The sequence below is a fragment of the Prescottella sp. D32 genome (genome assembly GCF_037287305.1).
Lineage (GTDB): Bacteria > Actinomycetota > Actinomycetes > Mycobacteriales > Mycobacteriaceae > Prescottella > Prescottella equi.
The window spans coordinates 517,646-537,190 of the sequence record NZ_JARBSW010000002.1 but is presented as its reverse complement, the minus strand read 5'-3'; the positions used below and the strand labels follow the sequence as shown (position 1 = coordinate 537,190).

Sequence of the window (19,545 nt, the reverse complement as noted above, 5' to 3'; positions counted from 1 at the left end):
TGCAGCGCTTTCGGGTCTTCCGTCCGCTCGAATCGCCCGCCGAGGCTGACTACGGGACCCGAGAGCCTAGGATCGGGTATGAACATCGCGTTTGTCCAGTCCACTTGGCATCGGTCCATCGTCGACCGCGCACGTGACGCTTTCGTGGCGCGGTGGAGCGAGTTGGGGCACGACCCGGCCGGGATCGAGTTCTTCGAGACGCCCGGGGCGTTCGAGATCCCCCTGCATGCCCAGCGACTCGCGCGCACCGGGCGCTTCGCTGCGGTGGTTGCGGCCGGTCTGGTGGTCGACGGTGGTATCTACCGTCACGAGTTCGTCGCATCCGCGGTGATCGACGGTCTCATGCGTGTCCAGCTCGACACCGACGTGCCGGTGTTTTCCGCGGTGCTCACTCCGCATCACTTCCACGAGCATCTCGATCACGACGCGTTCTTCACCGCGCACTTCGACAAGAAGGGCCAGGAGGTCGCGAACGCCTGCTCGGCGACCCTTGCCGGGCTCGCCGCGATCGGATAGCCGGAGACGACGCTGCCGGCAGGTTCGGCCCGCAGCTCGGCGGCCGGCTCGTCGCCAGGATTGTCGTCGAGCCCCCCACAGGAAGTCGAGCGACGTCCTCCTGTGGGGGCGGTGTTCCGACACCCTCAGAACTGCGCCGGCGACGGCATCGGATACTCCTGGCCTTCGACGCGGAAGTCTGCGAAGTCGAAGCCGGGGACCACGATGCAGCTGACGAGACCGGCCTCGTCCTCCATCGGCCGCGCTCGCTGCCACGCGCAGGGCGGCACGACCACCTGCGGCGTCTGGCCGGCCGAAATGTCCGGTCCAACTACGTGTGTCGTGATCGCGTCCGGGTTGTCGCCGTCGCCGCCGATCTCGAGCAGTATCGGGCTGCCGCGGTGGTACAACCAGATCTCCGTGCCGCGCACCGTGTGCCACGCGGACTGCTGCCCGGGTTCGAGCAGGAACAGGATCGCGGTCCCCGCCGAGCGTGCCCCACCGAACATGTTCGGCAGCGCCACGCCGGGTAACTCGATGTCGCTCCGCCAGGTTTCGCAATACCAGCCGCCCTCGGGGTGAGGGGCGAGATCGAGGGCGGATGCCCACTCGGGAAGATCGGTCACCAGACCATGATGAACCGAATCTTTCCGTATCGCGAGCGCGGGTCCGGCCGTGATGGTGAAATGGCCGCATGACCCACCCGAGTGGAGATTCGGCAGTAGGTTCGGATTCGACAGTCACTGTCGAATCGGCCGTGAGCGCGTTCGTTTACGGATTCGCTCCGGTCTTCAATCTGTCTCAGGTGGAACGTTTCGTGACCACCGGAGTCGGGGCGAATTCTGCGGCGCCGTTCAATTCGTTCAGTCACGCCGACGGGCTCGCAGGTCCGGACGACACGTTCGTCTCGATCAACAACGACACCATCTACTCGATGGCGCAACTCGATCTGAGCGTCGGTCCGCTGATCCTCGACGTGCCCGACACTGCGGATGCGTACTTCGTGCTGCAGTTCGTGGACGCGTGGACCAACAACTTCGCTTACATCGGGAAGCGGGCAACCGGAACGAAAGCTGGTCGCTACGTTCTGGTTCCACCGGGATGGCCGGGCGAGTTGCCGTCCGATGCGACGGCGGTGCACTGCTCGACGCGCATCGTGTCCATCGTCGGCAGGTGGGCGTGCGACGGACCCGACGACATCGACCGGGTGCGGGACCTGCAGGACCGGATCGCGCTGACTCCCTTGGTGACCAAGGATCCGGAGGGTCTACCGGAGCCCGATCCGGCGGTGCCCGAGGAACTCGCGTTCTGGGAGAGGCTGCGGCTCTATCTGCAGGCGTTCCCTCCGGCACCCCGGGACATCGCACTGCAGCAGGCCTTCGCGCCGCTCGGCTTGCTCGAATCGGGATCGTCACCGTACGTGAATCCCGATCCGGCACTGGCGAAGATTCTCGTCGAGGGCGCCGCGCAGGGGCGGGCGCGGATCGAACAGGCGCTGAAGTCCGGTTCGGACGCGACCGTCGTCAACGGCTGGCATCAGGCGTTCCACATCTTCGACTACAACGACGACTTCTTCGAAATCGGCACTCTCGACAGTCCGGAGTGGCGCATCGAGGACCGACGGAAGGCGATCGGCGTCCGTGCGGCCGCGGCGATGGGCGGTTTGTGGGGTAATCACGGCTACGAGGCCGCGTACAGCCAGATCTACACCGATGCGACGGGCGCGCAACTCACCGGGGAGCACACCTACGCGATCACGTTCGCGTCGCCACCACCGGTGGAGGCGTTCTGGTCGATCACGATGTACAGCATGCCGCACTTCTATCTGGTGTCGAACCCGATCGAGCGGTACTCGATCGGCGACCGCACGCCGGGGCTCGTGTACGACGACAACGGCTCGCTGACACTGACGTTGAGCGCTACCGAGCCGGCCGATCCGGTGGCGCGGGCCAACTGGTTGCCGACACCGGCCGGGCCCTTCCGGCCGCTGCTGCGGATGTACATCCCGAACAAGGCGGTGTTGGACGGCAGCTACGAGATGCCGCCGATCGTGAAGGTCGACGGCCAGGGCTGATCCGCGTCACTGCTTCAGGAACTGGGTCAACTCCCGTGCCGCGGCGCGGCCGGCGCGGTTGGCGCCGATCGTCGACGCCGACGGGCCGTACCCCACGAGGTGCACGCGCGCGTCGCCGGCGACCTGCGTCGCCAGGCGACCGGTCATCGTGATGCCCCCGCCGGGACCGCGTAGCCGCAGCGGCGCGAGATGGTCGAGCGACGACCGAAAACCCGTGCACCACAGGATGACGTCGGCGCGTCGATCGGTGCCGTCGGCCCAGCGGACGCCGGTTTCGGTGATCTCGGAGAACATCGGGAGCCGGTGCAGGACTCCGCGTTCGCGCGCGGCCCGGATGGCGGGCGTGACCGGCAGCCCGGTGACCGAGACGACCGAGCCCGGCGGCAGACCGCGTCGAACCCGATCCTCGACGAGGGCGACGGCCGCGCGTCCGATCTCGGGCGTGAACGGCTCCTCCCGGAACCGGGGCTCGCGACGCGTCACCCATGTGGTGGTCGTGACGCACGAGATCTCGTCGAGCAGTTGCACCGCCGAGATGCCGCCGCCGACCACGATCACGTGCCGGCCGTCGAATTCCTGGGCGCCGCGATAGTCGCGGGTGTGCAGTTGACGTCCCTCGAATCGTTCGGCGCCGGGCACCGAGGGGACGAACGGCCGCTCCCAGGTTCCGGTGGCGTTGACGAGCCCGCGGGTCAGATACGTCCCGTCCGGCGTCTCCACCGCGAGCCGCTCGCCGCGATCGCACACCACCGGCACGTGTACCGGGCGGTGGACCGGCAACTCGAATCGTTTCTCGTAGAGCCCGTAGTAGTGGGGGACGGCGTCGGCGGCCCGTACGGAGTCGACATCGGGACCGAGCGTCTCGGCGAAGGGCATCCCGGGGAGGTCGTGGACGCCGTTGACGGTCTGCAGGGTGAGCGACGGCCAGCGGAACTGCCACGCCCCGCCCGGACCGGGCGCATGGTCGAGCACCACGAACTGATTCTCCGGCTCGAGTCCCGATCGGCGCAGGTGGTACGCGGCGGACAGCCCTGCTTGCCCGGCCCCGATGACCACGACGTCGAGCTCGGTGTCCATGCTGCTCCGATCTGTATAGCCTGAATCTGCCGCAACGCTGCCGAGGTACCGGTTGTTCCCCGAACTCGGCGTGTCTGTGGATGTTGCGTTACAGGTACTGTTCGGATCGCATCCGCCGGGGCCGTCAGCAGGGACGGGGCCCGCACCCGAGAAAGCGAGTGGACCCACATGATCGGGACCAGCCGTGACGGCCACGTAGTCACGCTCGAGCTGCAGCGTCCGGAGCGGCGCAACGCCCTCAGCGCTGCATTGTGCATCGAACTGCGGGAAGCTCTCGAGAAGGCCGTCGCGGACGAGGCGCGCGCGATCGTGCTGACCGGGCAGGGCACCGCGTTCTGTGCGGGAGCGGACCTGTCCGGCGACGTCTACGCGGAGGGCTTCACCGACCACCTGCTCGGCATGCTGCACACGATCGACTCGATCCCCGTTCCGGTCATCGCGGCCGTCAACGGGCCCGCGATCGGCGCCGGCACCCAGTTGGCGCTCGCTGCCGACTTGCGGGTCGTGAGCCCCGAGGCGCGGTTCGGGGTCCCCGCGGCGAAACTCGGCATCACCGTCGACAAGTGGACGGTGCGGCGTCTGGTGTCCCTCGTCGGCGGCGGCCCGGCCCGGACCATGCTGCTCGGCGCCGAGACCATCTCGGCGGAAGAGGCTTTCGCGCGCGGGCTGGCCAACAAGTTCGGTGACCTCGTGACCGCGCAGGAATGGGCGCGCACGATCTCGGAGCTCGCTCCGCTGTCGCTGCGCCACCTCAAGCTCGTCTTCAACGACGACGGAACCCGCGAGCCGCAGACCGAGGAACAACTCGCCGCGCTGTACGCAGCATGGGGAAGCGAAGACGCGCAGGAGGCGCGAGCCGCGCGAATCGAGAAGCGCGTCCCCGAATTCCGGGGGCGATAGGGAAGTGGGGCGGACGATGATCGGCAGGGGAGTGCTGGTTGCGGCGGCCGCCGCGGGGGCCGGCTGGGTGGCCCGCGCCGCGTGGGGGACGCTCCCCGCGCTCGGCGCCTCACGGGCGGCGATCGAGCCGTACGCAGAGTCCTCACCGCGTTACCGCGACAGCCGTTTTCACAACTCCGACCCCAGTTCGTCGCTACCGGCCGGCTCCCAGTCCGGCCTCGCCAAGGCGTTCCTCACGCGCGGCGACGTCGGGCGGCCACGCCGGGCGATCCCGCTCGCGACACCACTGGCGCCGGCCGAGGCAGGGGAGTTGGCCGTCACCTGGTTCGGTCACTCGAGCGTGCTGCTCGAGATCGACGGACGCCGCGTGCTCGCCGATCCCGTATGGAGCGAACGGGTCTCACCGTCCGCGGTCGTCGGTCCGGCCCGGATGCATCCGGTTCCGATGGCGCTGGCCGATCTGCCGCCGATCGACGCCGTCGTCATCTCGCACGACCACTACGACCACCTCGACCAGGCGACCGTCACCGGGCTCGCGCGCACGCAGGACACGGTCTTCGTGGTGCCGATCGGGGTGGGCGCCCACCTGCGCCGGTGGAACGTCCCGAGCGACCGCATCGTCGAACTCGACTGGGACGAGTCGGCCGAGGTGAACGGGCTGGTGCTGACGTGCACGGAGGCTCGGCACTTCTCGGGCCGTGGGTTGGCCCGCGACACGACGCTGTGGTCGTCGTGGGTGATCGCCGGACCGCGACACCGGGTGTTCTTCGGGGGCGACTCCGGGTACACGCCGCGTTTCGCCGATCTCGGCCGGGCGTACGGGCCGTTCGACGTCACGCTGTTGCCGGTGGGTGCCTACGACGAGCGCTGGCCCGACATTCACATGAACCCCGAGGAGGCGGTGCGAACGCACCTGGATGTGGCCGGGGCGCTGCTCATCCCCATCCATTGGGCCACGTTCAACCTCGCGTTCCATCCGTGGGGGGAGCCGATCACCCGCCTGGTCGACGCGGCGACCGCCGCGGAGGTGGCGATGGCGATCCCGATGGTGGGTCAGCGGGTCGACGCGTTGCGCCCACCCGAGCAGAAGCCGTGGTGGGAGGCGCTGGGCTGAGCGGCGCACTCACTTCCGTCGCAGCGCCGCCACCAGGGCCCACCCGCCGCGGACGGTGTGCCCGTTGCAGATGTCGACGAACGCCTGCGCCGCCGCGGGAGTGACTCCACCCTGTGTGAGCATCGGCAGCATCCGAGGCGGCAACTCCTGCAGCGATCGCTCGATCAGCCGCGACAGCGGATCGTCCTCGTCGAGCGCGGGCGCCGTCGCCGCGACCTTGCGCCGCATCGCTCGTGTCAGCAGCGCGGCGGCCGGGTGCCGGATGTCCGCGAGAGGGGTGTCGACGCTGTAATGGCGTGGTGCGTCGACAACGTTGTCGGGCAGTGGTTCTCCGTACAGCTCCGCGAAGGCAGCGCGTTCGAAGACCGGTGAACCGTGGTAGGCGAGTGGCCCGGCGTCGAAACCGGACCGGTCCGACGTGAGGGTCACCGTCGCCGACTGCCGGATGTCGCGTGACGATGCTCCGACCCGGATCTCGAAGTCTCCCGATTCGATCGACCAGTCGTCGATCGTGGTGTCCCAGAACGAGAACGCTCGACGGTCCACGTGAAGCGTGACGCGTCGGGATTCCCCGGGCGCCAGGAACACCTTCGCGAAGGCTGCCAGTTCCTGGTCGGGCCGGAACACCGTGGATTCGACATCCCGCACGTAGACCTGCACGACCTCGCTGCCGGGACGGTCGCCGGTGTTGGTGACGCGCACCGAGACGTCGAGGCGCTGCTCGGTGTCTTCGGAGGTGCTGTCGAACACGTCGGCGACTTCGAGTTCGGTCCACGCGAACGTCGTGTAGCTCAGCCCGTGCCCGAACGGGTACCGGACGTCGAGTTCGGCGGCGTCGTAGTAGCGGTAGCCGACGTAGATGCTCTCGCGGTACTCCACCACCGACGGCCCGGCGGGCCACACGTGCACCGGGTTGTCCGACGTGTGCAGCGGGAACGTCTCCGCGAGCCGCCCGCCCGGCTCGGCGTCGCCGGTGAGAATCCGGGCGATCGCGCTGCCCGCGGCCTGCCCGCCCAGATAGCACTCGACGATCGCGGCCACGTCGTCGTGCCACGGCATCGTCACCGGCGCCCCGTTGGCGAGCACCACCACCACCCGCGGGCACACCTCGGCGACCGCGGCGATCAGCGCGTCGTGGCCCTCCGGCAGCTTCAGGTCCGCACGGTCGACACCCTCGGTCTCGTAACTGTCGGGCAGCCCCGCGAACACCACCGTGACGTCGGCGTCCCGCGCGACAGCTCGCGCCTCGTCGAGCAGCGCCGCGTCGGTCCGTCCCGACGCACGCCGGTAGCCCGGGGCGTAGGTGAGCCGTTCGGCGCCGAGATGTTCGACGAGATCGGTCCACGCATCGTCGAGACGGTGCGGGGTGATGCCGGAACTGCCCGCGCCCTGGTATCGCGGCTGCTTCGCGAACTCGCCGACGATCGCGACCTGCGCCGCGGCCAACGGCAGGACGCCGTCGTTCCGCAGCAGCACGGTGCCCGCCTCGGCCGCGCGCCGCGCGAGCGCGTGGTGTGCGGCCTCGTCGTACCCGGGAGCGGCGGTCCGGGCGGCCTCGGTCCGTTCGATCAGGTGCGTCACGGCCTCGGCGGCGCGGGCCACGGCAGCCGGATCCAGTTCCCCGGCGCCCACCGCCGCGAGCACGTCGTCGTCGCCGAGCCCACCGTAGCCGGGCATCTCGAGGTCGAGGCCCGCCGCCAGGCAGCGCGAGCGCCGAGTGACCGCGCCCCAGTCGGAGACCACCAGTCCGTCGAACCCCCACTGCTCGCGCAGGACCTCGGTGAGCAACCAGCGGTTCTCGGCGCAATGGGTGCCGCCGACCCGGTTGTACGCGGCCATCACGGTGGCGGGACGGGCGTCGACCACGGCGTGCTCGAAGCCGGCGAGGTAGATCTCCCGCAGCGCGCGGGCGTCGACGACGGCGTCGACGCTGTAGCGCCGGAACTCCTGGTTGTTGACCGCGAAGTGCTTGAGCGACGCCCCGACGCCGGTGGACTGGATGCCGCGGATCCAGGCCGCCGCCATGCGGGACGACAGGAAGGGATCCTCCGAGAAGTACTCGAAGTTCCGCCCGCACAGCGCGCTGCGCTTGATGTTGGCGCCCGGGCCCAGCAGCACGCTCACGCCCTCGGTGCGCGCCTCGGTGCCGAGCGCGACGCCCACCTCCTCGAGCAGTTCGACGTCCCACGTGGCCGCGAGCGCGGACGCGGTGGGGAAGCACGTCGCGGGCACGGACTCCGGGGAGTAACCGGCTGCGGTCGCCGCCTGTTTCCGGACGCCGTGCGGGCCGTCCGTGAGCATGATCGCCGGCAATCCCGGGACCGGCGGAGTGTGCGTGTGCCAGAAATCGGCGCCGGACGTGAGTGACACCTGCTCGCGCATCGTCATGGGCCCAGCATGCCCCCGAACGCGGCAGGACCGCGGACCTTCCGTCGTGTCGCCGGGCAGTTGGAATAGCCTTCGTGTCATGGCAACGGACGATCCGGCCGACGGCGGCGCAGTCGGCACTCTGGACACCGATCCTCGGCACATCGAGAACGGCCTCACCGCCGACGAGGTGGCGCAGCGGGTCGCGAACGGGCAGACCAACGATGTTCCGGACCGGGCCAGCCGCTCGGTCAAGGACATCGTCCGGGGAAACGTGTTCACCCGGATCAATGCGATTCTCGGTGTTCTGCTGATCATCGTGCTGTCGACCGGATCGATCATCGACGGAATGTTCGGTCTGCTGATCATCGCCAACAGCGGGATCGGCATCATCCAGGAGATCCGGGCCAAACGAACACTCGACCAGCTGGCGATCGTCAGTCAGGCCAAACCGGTGGTCCGCCGCGACGGTACGGCCGCGCCCGTCGCACCGAAGGACGTGGTGCTCGACGACATCATCGAACTCGGTCCGGGCGATCAGATCGTCGTGGACGGGGTGGTGGTGGAGGCGTCGGCGCTCGAGGTCGACGAGTCGCTGCTCACCGGCGAGGCCGACGCCGTACACAAGCCGGTCGGTGCGCAGGTGCTGTCCGGCAGCTACGTCGTCGCCGGCAGCGGCGCGTACCGGGCGACCAAGGTGGGGCGCGAGGCGTATGCCGCCAAGCTCGCCGAGGAGGCCAGCAAGTTCACGCTGGTGCACTCCGAACTGCGCTCCGGCATCGACAAGATCCTCAAGTTCATCACCTACCTGATGATCCCGGCGGGTCTGCTGATCATCTACAACCAGCTGTTCTCGAGCGGTCAGGCGCTCGGCCCGGCCCTCAACGGCATGGTGGCCGCGCTGGTGCCGATGGTCCCCGAGGGCCTGGTGTTGATGACCTCGATCGCGTTCGCCGTCGGCGTGGTCCGCCTCGGTCAGCGCAAGTGCCTCGTGCAGGAACTGCCTGCCATCGAGGGCCTGGCCCGCGTCGACGTCGTGTGCGCCGACAAGACCGGCACCCTCACCGAGAACGGCATGAAGCTCGCGGAGCTGCGCACCGCCAAGCCCGACGACGCGCAGGCCGCTCGCGCGCTCGCCGCGATGGCCGCCGACGACCCGCGTCCCAACGCGAGCATGCTCGCGATCCGTGAGGCCCTGTCCGACGATCCCGGGTGGGAGCCCACCGCGGTGGCGCCGTTCTCGTCCGCCAAGAAGTGGAGCGGCCAGTCGTACGGCAACAACGGCAACTGGTTGCTCGGCGCCCCCGACGTCCTGCTCGATCCGGACAGCGACATGGCCCGGCAGGCCGAGGAGGTGGGCGCCCAGGGGCTGCGGGTGCTGCTGCTCGGCAGCAGTGACCGCCCCGTCGACGCGCCCGACGCCCCCGGCGCCGTGACGCCGCGCGCGCTGGTGATCCTCGATCAGAAGGTCCGCCCCGACGCCCGCGAGACCCTCGAGTACTTCGCGAGCCAGAAGGTGGACGTCAAGGTCATCTCCGGCGACAACGCGGTCTCGGTGGGCGCCGTCGCGACGTCGCTCGGGCTGCCCGGCGGCGACAACGCGATCGATGCCCGCAAGCTGCCGGAGGATCCCGAGGAGCTGGCCGACACCCTCGACGAGGCCACCACGTTCGGCCGGGTGCGCCCGGACCAGAAGCGGGCGATGGTGGGGGCGCTGCAGTCTCGCGGACACACCGTCGCGATGACCGGCGACGGCGTCAACGACGTGCTGGCGCTCAAGGACGCCGACATCGGGGTCGCGATGGGATCGGGTAGCCCCGCGACGCGTGCGGTGGCGCAGATCGTGCTGCTGGACAACAAGTTCGCAACGCTGCCGTACGTCGTCGGCGAGGGCCGCCGGGTTATCGGCAACATCGAGCGCGTCTCGAACCTTTTCCTGACCAAGACCGTGTACTCGGTGCTGCTGGCATTCCTCATCGGCGTGTCCGGCGTGGTGGCGCAGATCTTCGACTTCGATCCGCTGCCGTACCCGTTCCTGCCGCGGCACGTGACGATCGCCGCGTGGTTCACGATCGGCATCCCGGCGTTCATCCTGTCGCTCGCCCCGAACAACGAGCGGGCCCGGACCGGGTTCGTCTCGCGCGTCATGCGGTTGGCGATTCCGTCCGGCGTCATCATCGGCATCGCGACGTACGTGTCGTACCTGCTCGCGTACGCGGGTCCGGATGCGACCGAGCAGCAGGTGGAGCAGGCCGGCACGACCGCGCTCATCACGCTCATCATGATCGCGTTGTGGGTGCTCGCGGTGGTCGCCCGTCCCTACACGTGGTGGAAGATCGTGCTGATCGTGGGCTCGGTCCTCGGGTACGTCGTCCTCTTCGGATTCTCCTTCACCCGCGAGTTCTTCAAGCTCGATCCGTCGAACGTCGCCGCGACGACCGGGGCCCTGCTGATCGGTCTGGTCGGTGTCGTGCTGGTGGAGATCGCGTGGTGGGTGACCGGCCGTATCCACGGGGAACACCGGCGACTGTTCGCCTCCAGCGACGATCTGCCCGGGGTGCACTGACCGCCCACGCCCCGCGGGGTGGGCAGGTGCATGGACACGTGTCGAGTGGTACGGTCCCGAGCGACCGATCACCCGTCGGCTCCCCGGGGACTCTGTGGAGGTAGGCAGTGGCACGACAGGCGCGTGCCGTCGCGACCCGACAGCTCATCGTGCTCCGGGCATCGGAGGTCTTCGACCGGGTCGGCTACTACGGCGCGCGGGTCGAGGAGATCGTGGAGAGCGCTCGAATCACCAAGGGTGCGCTCTACTTCCACTTCGGATCCAAGGACGGCTTGGCCCGGCACATCATCCGTGAGCAGCGCCGCCTTGCCGAACGTTCGATCGAGGCCATCGCGGCCACCGACGTGTCGGCGCTCGAGCAGATGGTGATGCTGTGCCACGAGATGGCGCGCCAGACGAGTAACCCCCTCGTACGTGCCGGGATCCGCCTCACCGTGGAACTCGGTGTGACCGATGCTCTCGGTGACGCACCGACGGACCCGTTCCAGCCGTGGACGGACTGGGCGACGCGTCTGGCGGCGCGGGCCGTCGAGCAGGGCGACATCAGCGACCGGGTGGCCCCCGCGGTCCTCGGACGCCACCTCATCGGTGCGATCACCGGGGCCCAGTTGGTATCGCGGGTGCGCACCTGGTTCTCCGATCTCGACGGGCGCGTCGACGAGATGTGGCAGGTGCTGCTCCCGAGCATCGTTCCCGCCGGCCGCCACGACCGGATCCCGTCGGCCAGCTCCGCACGCTGGTGCGCCGAGATGGTGTGACGCAGCCCTCGGTATTGTCCACGTCACGTGCATGATGCACATCGATTGCATGCGGGAATGAGGCGTTGGTGACGGAATCGGTCGACAGCAAGCAGGGTCTGTACGTCTTCGAGGACCTGACGGACGAGGAGATCGCGCGGGAGGCGGAGTTCTACGGCGACCTCACCGGGAGCGTCCGGGATCTGGTCGAACTCGCGCTGTCGACCGAGTCCGACGACGACGACATCCGGCAGGCGCGGGAACACCTCGAGGCCGCGAAGGCGCTGCTGTCCAAAAGGACCCGCCCGCAGCCGTACGGGGTCCGGTGGAACGCGGCGGGCAACCGGCGGGCATGGGGGAACGCCGTGGTCGGGCTGCGTAACGCGGTGGCGCCACCGCTGCGGATCCAGCGGGAACCGGACGGGCGCGTGTGGGCGGACGTCGAACTGGGGATGCAGTACGAGGGGCCGGCCGGGCTCACGCACGGCGGCATCTCGGCGCTGCTGCTCGACCAGGTGCTCGGCGAGGCCGCCGAGCACGGCGGCGCACCCGGTATGACCGGCACGCTGACACTCCGCTACCGCAAGCCCACCCCGCTCGGGACGCTGCACCTCGAGGCGTGCGTCGACCGCATCGAGGGGGTCAAGACGTTCGTCACCGGACACCTGGCCGGTCCCGACGGTGTCTGCGTCGAGGCGGAGGGCGTCTTCATCCTGCCGCGGTGGGCGCGGGCTGCCGACGGTTCGAGTGCGCTGCCCGTCCCCGGCCCGGCCTGACGCACCGGTCTCCCCGCGTGATTTGGGGGAGAATGTGTCCATGGGATTCATGGATTCAGTCAAGGGCCTGGTCAACAAGGGGCAGGAACTCGCCGCCGAGCACTCCGACAAGGTGCAGGGCGTCATCGACAAGGCTGCGGACCTCGCCGACGACAAGACCGGCGGCAAGTACAGCGACAAGATCGACAAGGCGGCCGAGGCTGCCAAGAAGGTCGTGCCGCCGAAGGAGTAGCCGTGTGAGTCGGCTGCCCGTCTCGGTGTAGTCGGCTGCACAATCGACGGGTGCATCTGACACTCGTACTGCTCGTCATGATCGTCGCCATCGCGGTGACGAGCCTGGCGAAGCGGCGGGACCTGCAGGTTCCGCTCGTGCTCGTCGCGTTCGGGTCGGCGGCGTCCTTCATTCCGGGGATGCCGCGGCTCGAACTCGATCCCGAGATCATCCTCGGCGTCGTGTTGCCGCCACTGCTGTACTCGGCGGCGCTCGATTTCTCGATGGCGAGCCTGCGCCGCAACTTCGCCTCGATCCTCCGTCTCGGCGTCGGGTTGGTGCTGGTGACGGCGTTCGCCGTCGGGTTCTTCGCGAACTGGCTGGTGCCCGAGTTCACGCTCGGTGCCGCGCTCGTCCTCGGCGCGGTGGTCTCCCCGACGGATGCCGTCAGCGCGGTCAGTGTGGGCCGAAAACTCGGGTTGCCCAAACGCGTCCTGGCGATCCTCACCGGTGAGGGACTGCTCAACGACGCGACCGCGCTCACCCTGTTCACGGTGAGCGTCGCCGCCGTCGCGGGCACCCGGGTCGTCGTCGAGCAGCCGGTGCTGTTCTTCCTGTACGAGGTGGCCGGCGGCGTGGGCGTCGGTGTCGTGATGGCCACGGTCGTGCGCTGGGTGCGGGCCCGCATGTACGACTCGCCACTGGAAACCGTTCTGGGACTGGTGCTGCCGTTCGCCGCATACCTCGCGGCGGAGTCGCTCGACACCTCGGGGGTGCTCGCGGTCGTCGTCGCCGGATTCGTGATGGGCCATCACGCGACCAACGTCTCGATTCCCACCCGGCTACAGGAACGGTCGTTGTGGACGACCCTCGACCTGCTGCTCGAGATGTTCGTGTTCGCGTACATGGGACTGCAGTTGAAGTTCGTGATCGAGGACGTCGCGGACGAGGGCCTCCCGGTCCACCACATCTTCGCCTACGGATTCGCGGTGTTGGTGGTCGTGATCCTGGTCCGGCCGATCTGGGTGTTCCTCAACTGGGGTCCGACGCACCTGCGGTTCGCCCCGCGTCGCACCGGGTCCACCGGGCCGACCCTGAACTGGCGTCAGAAACTGGTGGTGTCGTGGGCGGGCATGCGCGGAGTCGTCACCCTCGCCGCGGCGGGCGGTATCCCGGTGCTCACCGCGGCCGGTGATCCGTTCCCCGGACGCGGCGTCATCCAGGCGATCGCGTTCGTGGTCGCGGTCGGCACGCTGCTGATCCAGGGCGCCACCATCCCGTTCATGATCCGCCGACTCGACGTCGCCGATCCCGTCGAACTCGAGCGGGCCCACCAGCAGACGCTGCTCGCCCGCCGGATCGCCGCGGATGCCGCGGACCGGGCGCTCGCCGAGGTGGCGGCCGACCCGCCCGCCGGCGCCGACCCGGAGCAGTTCGTGCGCGCGCTCGACCGGGTGCGGATGTCGGTCCGCGCGCAGGCTCAGGTGGAGGAGGCAGAGGGCGACGACGACGGCAACGACATCACGTTGAAGCAGGCGGGGGCGCTGTTCGACTCCGTGCGGCGCCGGGTCCTGCAGACCCAGCGCACGGCGCTGATCGCCGCCCGTGACGAGGGTGTGCTCGACGACGAGGTGCTGCGCGCCGAACTCGAGTCCCGCGACATCGAGGAAGCGGCCGCCGAACAGCGGGTGTGGCGTCGTCGTGGCTGAGTCGGGGTCGTGACGGGCACAATCGATCCGTGACTCGAACCGGTGCGTTGCTCGCGGTGCTGCTGTGCGCGGCCGCGTTGGTGGGCTGCTCCGCCACGGCCGACGACCGGACGCCGCGGACAACTGCTACGCAGACCTCGCAATCCGTGGCGGCGCCCGACCCCGCCGAGCGCGGTCTGGTGACCGCCGCCGAACCGTTCACCGGCGAAGGGTTGTCGGGGCAGAAGATCCTGTACCGGTCGACGTCCGGCATCGACGGGCGTGGCACCGAGGTGTCGGGCACTGTGTTCGTGCCGCCCGGTCGGGCGCCCGCGGGCGGGTGGCCGGTGGTCACCGTCGGCCACCCCACCACCGGACTGCTCGACGACTGTGCGCCGTCGCGGCACGGCAACCTGCTGGGTTCGGCCGGGCTGGTGCGTGACCTGCTGGCCCGCGGCTACGTCGTCGCGGTCACCGACTACGAGGGCCTCGGCACCGACGGCCCGCACCCCTACCTCGAACCGATCACCGCGGGCTACAACCTGATCGACGCGGTCCGTGCCGCGCGCACCCTCGTGCCCGATGCGTCGACCCGCTGGGCGGCGATCGGGGTGTCGCAGGGCGGCCAGGCGGCGTGGGCGGCCGCCGAACGCGCCGGTCGGTACGGCGACGGCCTCGAGTTCGTCGGAGCCGCCAGCCTGTCGCCGCCCGCAGACCTCAGCCCCATCGTGTCGGACGGCCCACCGAATCTCGATGTTCCGCAACAGATCTTCCTGCCCATGCTGCTCGACGGTCTCGCGGTCTCGCATCCCGACCTGGATGCCAGTGCCTACATCCGCGGCCCTCTCGCCGACAACCGTGACGTGATCCGGTCGTGCACGGGTGCCCTCGCGTCGCGCAAGCTGTCGGTCGCGCTGAATCTCACGCCGGCGGACACGTTGCCGCGCAGCGACGAAGACGTCGCGCGGATGCGCGAGTGGCTCACCGCGGACGCTCTGCCGCAGCAGCAGGCGTCCGGTCCGCTGCTCGTGGTGGTCGCCGGGCGGGACAACCTGATCCGCCCCGACTGGACCACCGCGGCCGTGGGCCGTGCGTGCGGGCAGGGTGACGTCGTCGAACTGCGTTATCGCCCCGACGACGTGCACGCCGACGCGAAGGCACTGCCCGGTGCCGTGGAGTGGATCTCGGACCGGTTCGCCGGGGTCCCCGCGAACTCCACGTGCGTGGGGCAGGCACCACGGTGAGCCCGCTCGTCTGGACCGCGATCGTCGTCGCGGTCGCGGTGTCGCTGACCTATGTCGCGATGCGGACCCGCCGCGTGCTCACCACGCCCGCCGAACGCGCCGTGCACGACACACTGCACACCGCGTCGCTGGCCGCACGTCCGCTGCGCCGCGGCCTCGACGAGACGTCGGCGCGGGAGGCGGCGCCGCATCTGCGGGTGCTGACCGGGGCGCAGTCGCTCGCGATCCTGGGACCGGACGGCGGTCTGCTGGCGTGGACGGGACCGCACGAGGCGCTGTCGGCGCAGGTGACGGCCGTGGCCGGACGCGCGATCGACGACGGCCGGCGCGTCCTGGTCGGCCACGGTGATCTCGAGCGCGGCGCCGGCGACCACGACGTACGAGCCCTCGTCGCGCAACCGCTGCTGATCGAGGGGACCGGCGTCGTGGGTGCGCTCGCCGTCGTCACCACCACCGAACCGGGGCCGGCGATGCTGGGCGCGCTCACCGAGGTCGCCCGGTACGCGTGCGGTCAGCTCGAGCTGGCCGAGCTCGACTCGTCCCGTGCGCGGCTCGACCGCGCCGAGGTACGGGCGTTGCGGGCGCAGATCAGCCCGCACTTCATCTACAACGCGCTCGGCACGATCGCGTCGTTCGTGCGCACCGACCCGGAACGGGCGCGGGAACTGGTCCTCGAGTTCGCCGACTTCACCCGCTACTCGTTCCGGTCCGCCGGCGAGTACACCGTGCTGGCGGACGAGTTGCGCAACATCGACCGCTATCTGACGCTCGAGCGGGCCCGCTTCGGGGACAACTTGCAGGTGCGGCTCCAGGTGGCGCCCGAGGTGCTCAGCGTCGTGCTGCCCTTCCTCGCGCTGCAGCCGCTGGTCGAGAACGCGGTCCGGCACGGGCTGTCCGGCAAGTCGGCCGGCGGCACCGTCTCGATCGTGGCGTCCGACGCCGGGCCGGACTGCGTCATCAGCGTCGAGGACGACGGCGTGGGCATGGACCCGGAACTGCTCCGGTCGGGGGAACTCGACGCGGTCGCGTCCGGGACCGGCGGGCCGAGCGCATCGGAGGCCGCGCACGTGGGCCTGGCGAACGTCGACGACCGGCTCCGCGCCGCATTCGGCAACGACTACGGACTGGTGGTGGAAACGGCCCCCGGCGCCGGGACCAAGGTCAGCATGCGGGTCCCCAAGTTCCGTCCCGGCATCCGGGCCTGACGGGCCGTCGGCCTGTCCGGTCCGGACGGCCCGTCCGACATGGCACGATGGATCCGTTGTGAACGAGATCTCTGACCGGCCCTTTGACGGCCTCCTGACCGTGCTGGCAGTCGACGACGAGCGACCTGCCCTCGACGAGCTGGCTTTTCTGCTCCGTGCCCGCGACGAGATCGGGGAGATCCTCACCGCGGGAGACGCCACCACCGCGCTGCGCATCCTGCGGGACGGCGGCATCGATGCGGTCTTCCTCGACATCAACATGCCCGGGCTCGACGGTCTGGAGCTGGCGGGGATCCTCACTCAGTTCGCGAACCCGCCGTCGGTGGTGTTCGTGACCGCGCACGAGGACCGGGCCGTCGCGGCGTTCGACCTCGGCGCGGTCGACTACCTGCTCAAGCCACTGCGCGAGGAGCGGCTCGCGGAGTCGGTGCGCCGGATCGTCGAGCGTCGACGCCGAGCGAAGGACGACGCCGACGACGACTCGTCGGCCGACGAGGTGATCCCCGTCGAACTCGGCGGTGTGACGACACTGGTGCCGCGGTCGACGGTCAAGTGGGTGGAGGCCGACGGCGACTACGCGCGCCTGCACACCGGCACGGGATCGCACCTCGTACGCATCCCCATCTCGTCGCTCGAGAGTCGCTGGGCCGATGCCGGGTTCCTGCGGGTCCACCGCTCGTACCTCGTGTCGCTCGCCGAGGTGACCGGCATCCGCAGCGTTGGCTCCGGGCTCGTGGTGTGCCTGCGTCCGCAGGGCACCGCGCCGTCGGTGGAGTTGCCGGTGAGTCGTCGGCACACCCGGGAACTGAAGGACAAACTCATCCGCGGTCCGCGTCAGAACTGGACGTCGAGGTGACGTCGCCGGGTGCCGTTCCACCCGCCCGCGAACGGGTGGTGCTCGCCAAGCGGCGCGGCGCCCGGATGGTGCGCACCCGCGTGGAAGTGCAGGAGCAGACGGAGATCGGCGACGCGATGATCCGCGGGCTCGTCCGGGCCCAGCTGAGCCTCGCCACGCGGGTCGCGGCGGCGGTCGGGTTGCTGTTCGCGGTGGTGCCCGTCCTGCTGCTCGTGTTCCCCGACGTCGCCGATGTCGTGGTCTTCGGGGTCCGTCTACCGTGGCTGCTCGCGGTGAGCGTCCCGCTGCCGATCCTGTTGGTGGCGGGCTGGTTCTACATCCGCGCGGCAGAGCGCAACGAACAGGACTTCGCCGACCTGGTCGACGACTGAGGCGGCGCCCATGACCGGACAGCCCATTCCCCTCCTGACGGTGTTCGCGCTCGTCGCGGCGGCCGTCGCGACCGTCGGCATCGGGATCTACGGGGTGCGTCTGGCGCGCACCACCTCCGACTTCCTGGTGGCGTCGCGCAGTGTCGGGCCGCGGTGGAACGCGGCGGCGATCTCGGGTGAGTACCTCTCGGCCGCCTCGTTTCTCGGTGTCGCCGGCCTCATCGCGAAGTACGGTGCGGACGCGCTGTGGTATCCGATCGGGTTCACCGCCGGTTACCTCGGGCTGCTGCTGTTCGTCGCGGCGCCCCTGCGCCGCTCCGGCGCGTACACCGTCCCCGATTTCGCGGAGTTCCGGCTCGGTTCCGTGCGGGTACGCCGTGTCGCGATGATCGTGGTGGCGCTGGTGTGCGGGCTGTACATGGTGCCGCAGCTCCAGGGCGCGGGTCTGACGCTGAACATCTTGCTGGGCGTGCCCGGCTGGGTGGGCATCGTCGTGGTCGGGATCATCGTGATCGGCAACGTCGTGGGCGGCGGCATGCGGTCGATCACGTTCGTCCAGGGGTTCCAGTACTGGCTCAAGCTGACGGCCGTCGCCGTTCCCGCGCTGGTGCTGGCCGGGCACTTCTTCGCCGACCAGCAGTCGGTGGGCGCACCCGCCCCGCCCACCGTCGCGACGCAGACATCGGTGGACGTCACCACCGACGTCGTGGTGCAGGTCGCCGTCGCGACCGACGTGACGGTGCACGGACGACTCGACGACCGAGCGGTGTCGGGCGACGTCCGACTCGGCGCAGGCCGGCACGAACTGGGGAAGGGAACGACGCTGGTGCTGCCCGCGGGATCACCGGTCCCGGTGGTGGCCGGCGCTCCCGCCGACGGCGCCGGGTGGGCCGATCCGGGTGGCGGTTTCGGCGGTCCGCACCCGATGTTCCAGGTGTACTCGCTGATGCTCGCGACGTTCCTCGGCGCGATGGGTCTGCCGCACGTCCTCGTGCGCTTCTACACCAACCCGGACGGGCGCGCGGCCCGCCTGACGTCACTGGTCGTGATCGCTCTGGTGGGCGTGTTCTACCTGTTCCCGGTCCTGCTCGGGGTGTTCGCGCGGCTGTACGTCCCGCAGTTGCTCATCACGGGCACGTCGGACGCGGCGGTCCTGCTGCTCCCGGTCTCGGTGTTCTCCGGGTGGGGCGGCCAACTGCTCGCCGCGCTGGTCGCGGCCGGCGCCATCGCGGCGTTCCTGTCCACGTCGTCGGGGCTGTTGGTGAGCATCGCCGGTGTCCTCAGCACCGACGTGCTGCGCGGTCGGGTCCGGGACTTCCGGGTCGCCGCGGTCCTCGCTGGAGCGGTACCGCTGATCCTGGCGCTCGGGGCCGCGTCGCTCGACCTGTCCCGGTCTGTCGGGTTGGTGTTCGCGGTCGCGGCCTCGACGTTGTGCCCGCTGCTGGTCCTCGGGATCTGGTGGCGCGGACTCACTGCCGCGGGAGCGACGGCCGGGCTCGTCGTCGGGCTGGTGACCGGCGGGGGAGCGGCCCTGCTCGCGGTGCTCGGCGTCCCCTCCGAGAACCTCTGGAACGGTTGGCCGTCCGTGCTCATCGGCTACCCGGCCGCGGTCAGCGTCCCGCTGTCGTTCGCGGCGATGGTGTCGGTCAGCCTCGCCACCCGGCGGCAGATCCCTCGCGACGTGGGCCGGATCTTCACCCGCATGCACGCGCCGGAACGACTGGGCATGGGCCGCGACCGCGAGGACGACCTGCGATCGACGTGATCCGGGTTCCGGTAGGTGGGTCCGGCGATTGACGCCCGTCGCCGGTATCGGCGAACGTGACGGGTCTGCGTGTGCTGCCCGCGCTCACGCCCGGAAGAA

At 69.9% G+C, this 19,545-nt stretch carries 17 protein-coding genes; 14 read left to right on the top strand and 3 right to left on the bottom strand.

The window, feature by feature from the left end:
• The first annotated feature begins 78 nt into the window (after window positions 1-78).
• Window positions 79-516: a 6,7-dimethyl-8-ribityllumazine synthase gene (locus PSS76_RS12125; protein ID WP_022594424.1), complete on the top strand. Its 438-nt coding sequence runs from the start codon at window positions 79-81 to the stop codon at window positions 514-516.
• A 125-nt stretch (window positions 517-641) separates the two neighbouring features.
• On the opposite strand, the gene PSS76_RS12120 is transcribed toward PSS76_RS12125, so the two are convergent.
• Window positions 642-1,121, bottom strand: a complete 480-nt coding sequence (locus PSS76_RS12120; RefSeq protein ID WP_013415094.1) for a cupin domain-containing protein — start codon at window positions 1,119-1,121, stop codon at window positions 642-644.
• A gap of 68 nt (window positions 1,122-1,189) precedes the next feature.
• Between PSS76_RS12120 and PSS76_RS12115 the strand changes: the two genes are divergently transcribed.
• Window positions 1,190-2,569, top strand: a complete 1,380-nt coding sequence (locus tag PSS76_RS12115; protein WP_013415095.1) for a DUF1254 domain-containing protein — start codon at window positions 1,190-1,192, stop codon at window positions 2,567-2,569.
• 6 nt (window positions 2,570-2,575) lie between these two features.
• On the opposite strand, the gene PSS76_RS12110 is transcribed toward PSS76_RS12115, so the two are convergent.
• A complete protein-coding gene (locus PSS76_RS12110; RefSeq protein WP_013415096.1) occupies window positions 2,576-3,646 on the bottom strand; it encodes an NAD(P)-binding domain-containing protein in 1,071 nt (356 codons plus the stop codon).
• A 168-nt stretch (window positions 3,647-3,814) separates the two neighbouring features.
• Between PSS76_RS12110 and PSS76_RS12105 the strand changes: the two genes are divergently transcribed.
• The gene (locus PSS76_RS12105) at window positions 3,815-4,546 is read left to right on the top strand and encodes an enoyl-CoA hydratase (RefSeq protein WP_005514965.1); all 732 of its coding nucleotides are present in this window, start codon (window positions 3,815-3,817) and stop codon (window positions 4,544-4,546) included.
• A gap of 16 nt (window positions 4,547-4,562) precedes the next feature.
• Window positions 4,563-5,660, top strand: a complete 1,098-nt coding sequence (locus PSS76_RS12100; RefSeq protein ID WP_037085556.1) for an MBL fold metallo-hydrolase — start codon at window positions 4,563-4,565, stop codon at window positions 5,658-5,660.
• Between the two features lie 9 nt (window positions 5,661-5,669).
• Here PSS76_RS12100 and PSS76_RS12095 read toward each other — a convergent pair whose 3' ends face one another.
• Complete coding sequence (locus PSS76_RS12095; RefSeq protein ID WP_084980138.1) at window positions 5,670-8,048, bottom strand: glycoside hydrolase family 3 C-terminal domain-containing protein; 2,379 nt, start codon at window positions 8,046-8,048, stop codon at window positions 5,670-5,672.
• A 79-nt stretch (window positions 8,049-8,127) separates the two neighbouring features.
• On the opposite strand from PSS76_RS12095, the gene PSS76_RS12090 reads away from it, so the two are divergent.
• The 10 genes from PSS76_RS12090 (at window position 8,128) to PSS76_RS12045 (ending at window position 19,446) form a co-directional block, all read left to right on the top strand.
• Window positions 8,128-10,593: an HAD-IC family P-type ATPase gene (locus PSS76_RS12090; protein ID WP_013415099.1), complete on the top strand. Its 2,466-nt coding sequence runs from the start codon at window positions 8,128-8,130 to the stop codon at window positions 10,591-10,593.
• A 107-nt stretch (window positions 10,594-10,700) separates the two neighbouring features.
• Window positions 10,701-11,351, top strand: coding sequence for a ScbR family autoregulator-binding transcription factor (locus tag PSS76_RS12085; protein ID WP_145273875.1), 651 nt, complete (start codon window positions 10,701-10,703; stop codon window positions 11,349-11,351).
• Between the two features lie 68 nt (window positions 11,352-11,419).
• On the top strand, window positions 11,420-12,106 hold the full coding sequence (locus tag PSS76_RS12080; protein ID WP_186329000.1) for a PaaI family thioesterase: 687 nt from the start codon (window positions 11,420-11,422) through the stop codon (window positions 12,104-12,106).
• Between the two features lie 40 nt (window positions 12,107-12,146).
• Entirely contained in the window at window positions 12,147-12,338 is a 192-nt protein-coding gene (locus PSS76_RS12075) for an antitoxin (RefSeq protein WP_005514959.1), read from the top strand.
• Window positions 12,339-12,415: 77 nt separating this feature from the next.
• Complete coding sequence (locus PSS76_RS12070; protein WP_443147376.1) at window positions 12,416-14,026, top strand: Na+/H+ antiporter; 1,611 nt, start codon at window positions 12,416-12,418, stop codon at window positions 14,024-14,026.
• A 29-nt stretch (window positions 14,027-14,055) separates the two neighbouring features.
• Window positions 14,056-15,249 (top strand): lipase family protein, encoded by a 1,194-nt coding sequence (locus tag PSS76_RS12065; RefSeq protein WP_084979506.1) that lies wholly within the window; start codon window positions 14,056-14,058, stop codon window positions 15,247-15,249.
• Window positions 15,225-16,454, top strand: a complete 1,230-nt coding sequence (locus tag PSS76_RS12060) for a sensor histidine kinase (protein ID WP_005514953.1) — start codon at window positions 15,225-15,227, stop codon at window positions 16,452-16,454. Before PSS76_RS12065 ends, PSS76_RS12060 begins: the two co-directional genes overlap by 25 nt.
• Before the next feature lie 58 nt (window positions 16,455-16,512).
• Window positions 16,513-17,310, top strand: a complete 798-nt coding sequence (locus tag PSS76_RS12055; RefSeq protein ID WP_041673936.1) for a LytR/AlgR family response regulator transcription factor — start codon at window positions 16,513-16,515, stop codon at window positions 17,308-17,310.
• A gap of 35 nt (window positions 17,311-17,345) precedes the next feature.
• Entirely contained in the window at window positions 17,346-17,681 is a 336-nt protein-coding gene (locus tag PSS76_RS12050) for a hypothetical protein (protein WP_084845756.1), read from the top strand.
• Window positions 17,682-17,691: 10 nt separating this feature from the next.
• Window positions 17,692-19,446: a sodium/solute symporter gene (locus PSS76_RS12045; RefSeq protein ID WP_013415107.1), complete on the top strand. Its 1,755-nt coding sequence runs from the start codon at window positions 17,692-17,694 to the stop codon at window positions 19,444-19,446.
• Window positions 19,447-19,545: the final 99 nt, after the last annotated feature.

What these genes read in the sequence shown, in the direction of transcription:
- PSS76_RS12125 (WP_022594424.1), top strand. Translation starts at nt 79, where the DNA reads ATGAACATCGCGTTTGTCCAGTCCACTTGGCATCGGTCCATCGTCGAC.
- PSS76_RS12115 (WP_013415095.1), top strand. Translation starts at nt 1,190, where the DNA reads ATGACCCACCCGAGTGGAGATTCGGCAGTAGGTTCGGATTCGACAGTC.
- PSS76_RS12110 (WP_013415096.1), bottom strand. Translation starts at nt 3,646, where the DNA reads ATGGACACCGAGCTCGACGTCGTGGTCATCGGGGCCGGGCAAGCAGGG.
- PSS76_RS12105 (WP_005514965.1), top strand. Translation starts at nt 3,815, where the DNA reads ATGATCGGGACCAGCCGTGACGGCCACGTAGTCACGCTCGAGCTGCAG.
- PSS76_RS12100 (WP_037085556.1), top strand. Translation starts at nt 4,563, where the DNA reads ATGATCGGCAGGGGAGTGCTGGTTGCGGCGGCCGCCGCGGGGGCCGGC.
- PSS76_RS12095 (WP_084980138.1), bottom strand. Translation starts at nt 8,048, where the DNA reads ATGACGATGCGCGAGCAGGTGTCACTCACGTCCGGCGCCGATTTCTGG.
- PSS76_RS12090 (WP_013415099.1), top strand. Translation starts at nt 8,128, where the DNA reads ATGGCAACGGACGATCCGGCCGACGGCGGCGCAGTCGGCACTCTGGAC.
- PSS76_RS12075 (WP_005514959.1), top strand. Translation starts at nt 12,147, where the DNA reads ATGGGATTCATGGATTCAGTCAAGGGCCTGGTCAACAAGGGGCAGGAA.
- PSS76_RS12070 (WP_443147376.1), top strand. Translation starts at nt 12,416, where the DNA reads ATGATCGTCGCCATCGCGGTGACGAGCCTGGCGAAGCGGCGGGACCTG.
- PSS76_RS12045 (WP_013415107.1), top strand. Translation starts at nt 17,692, where the DNA reads ATGACCGGACAGCCCATTCCCCTCCTGACGGTGTTCGCGCTCGTCGCG.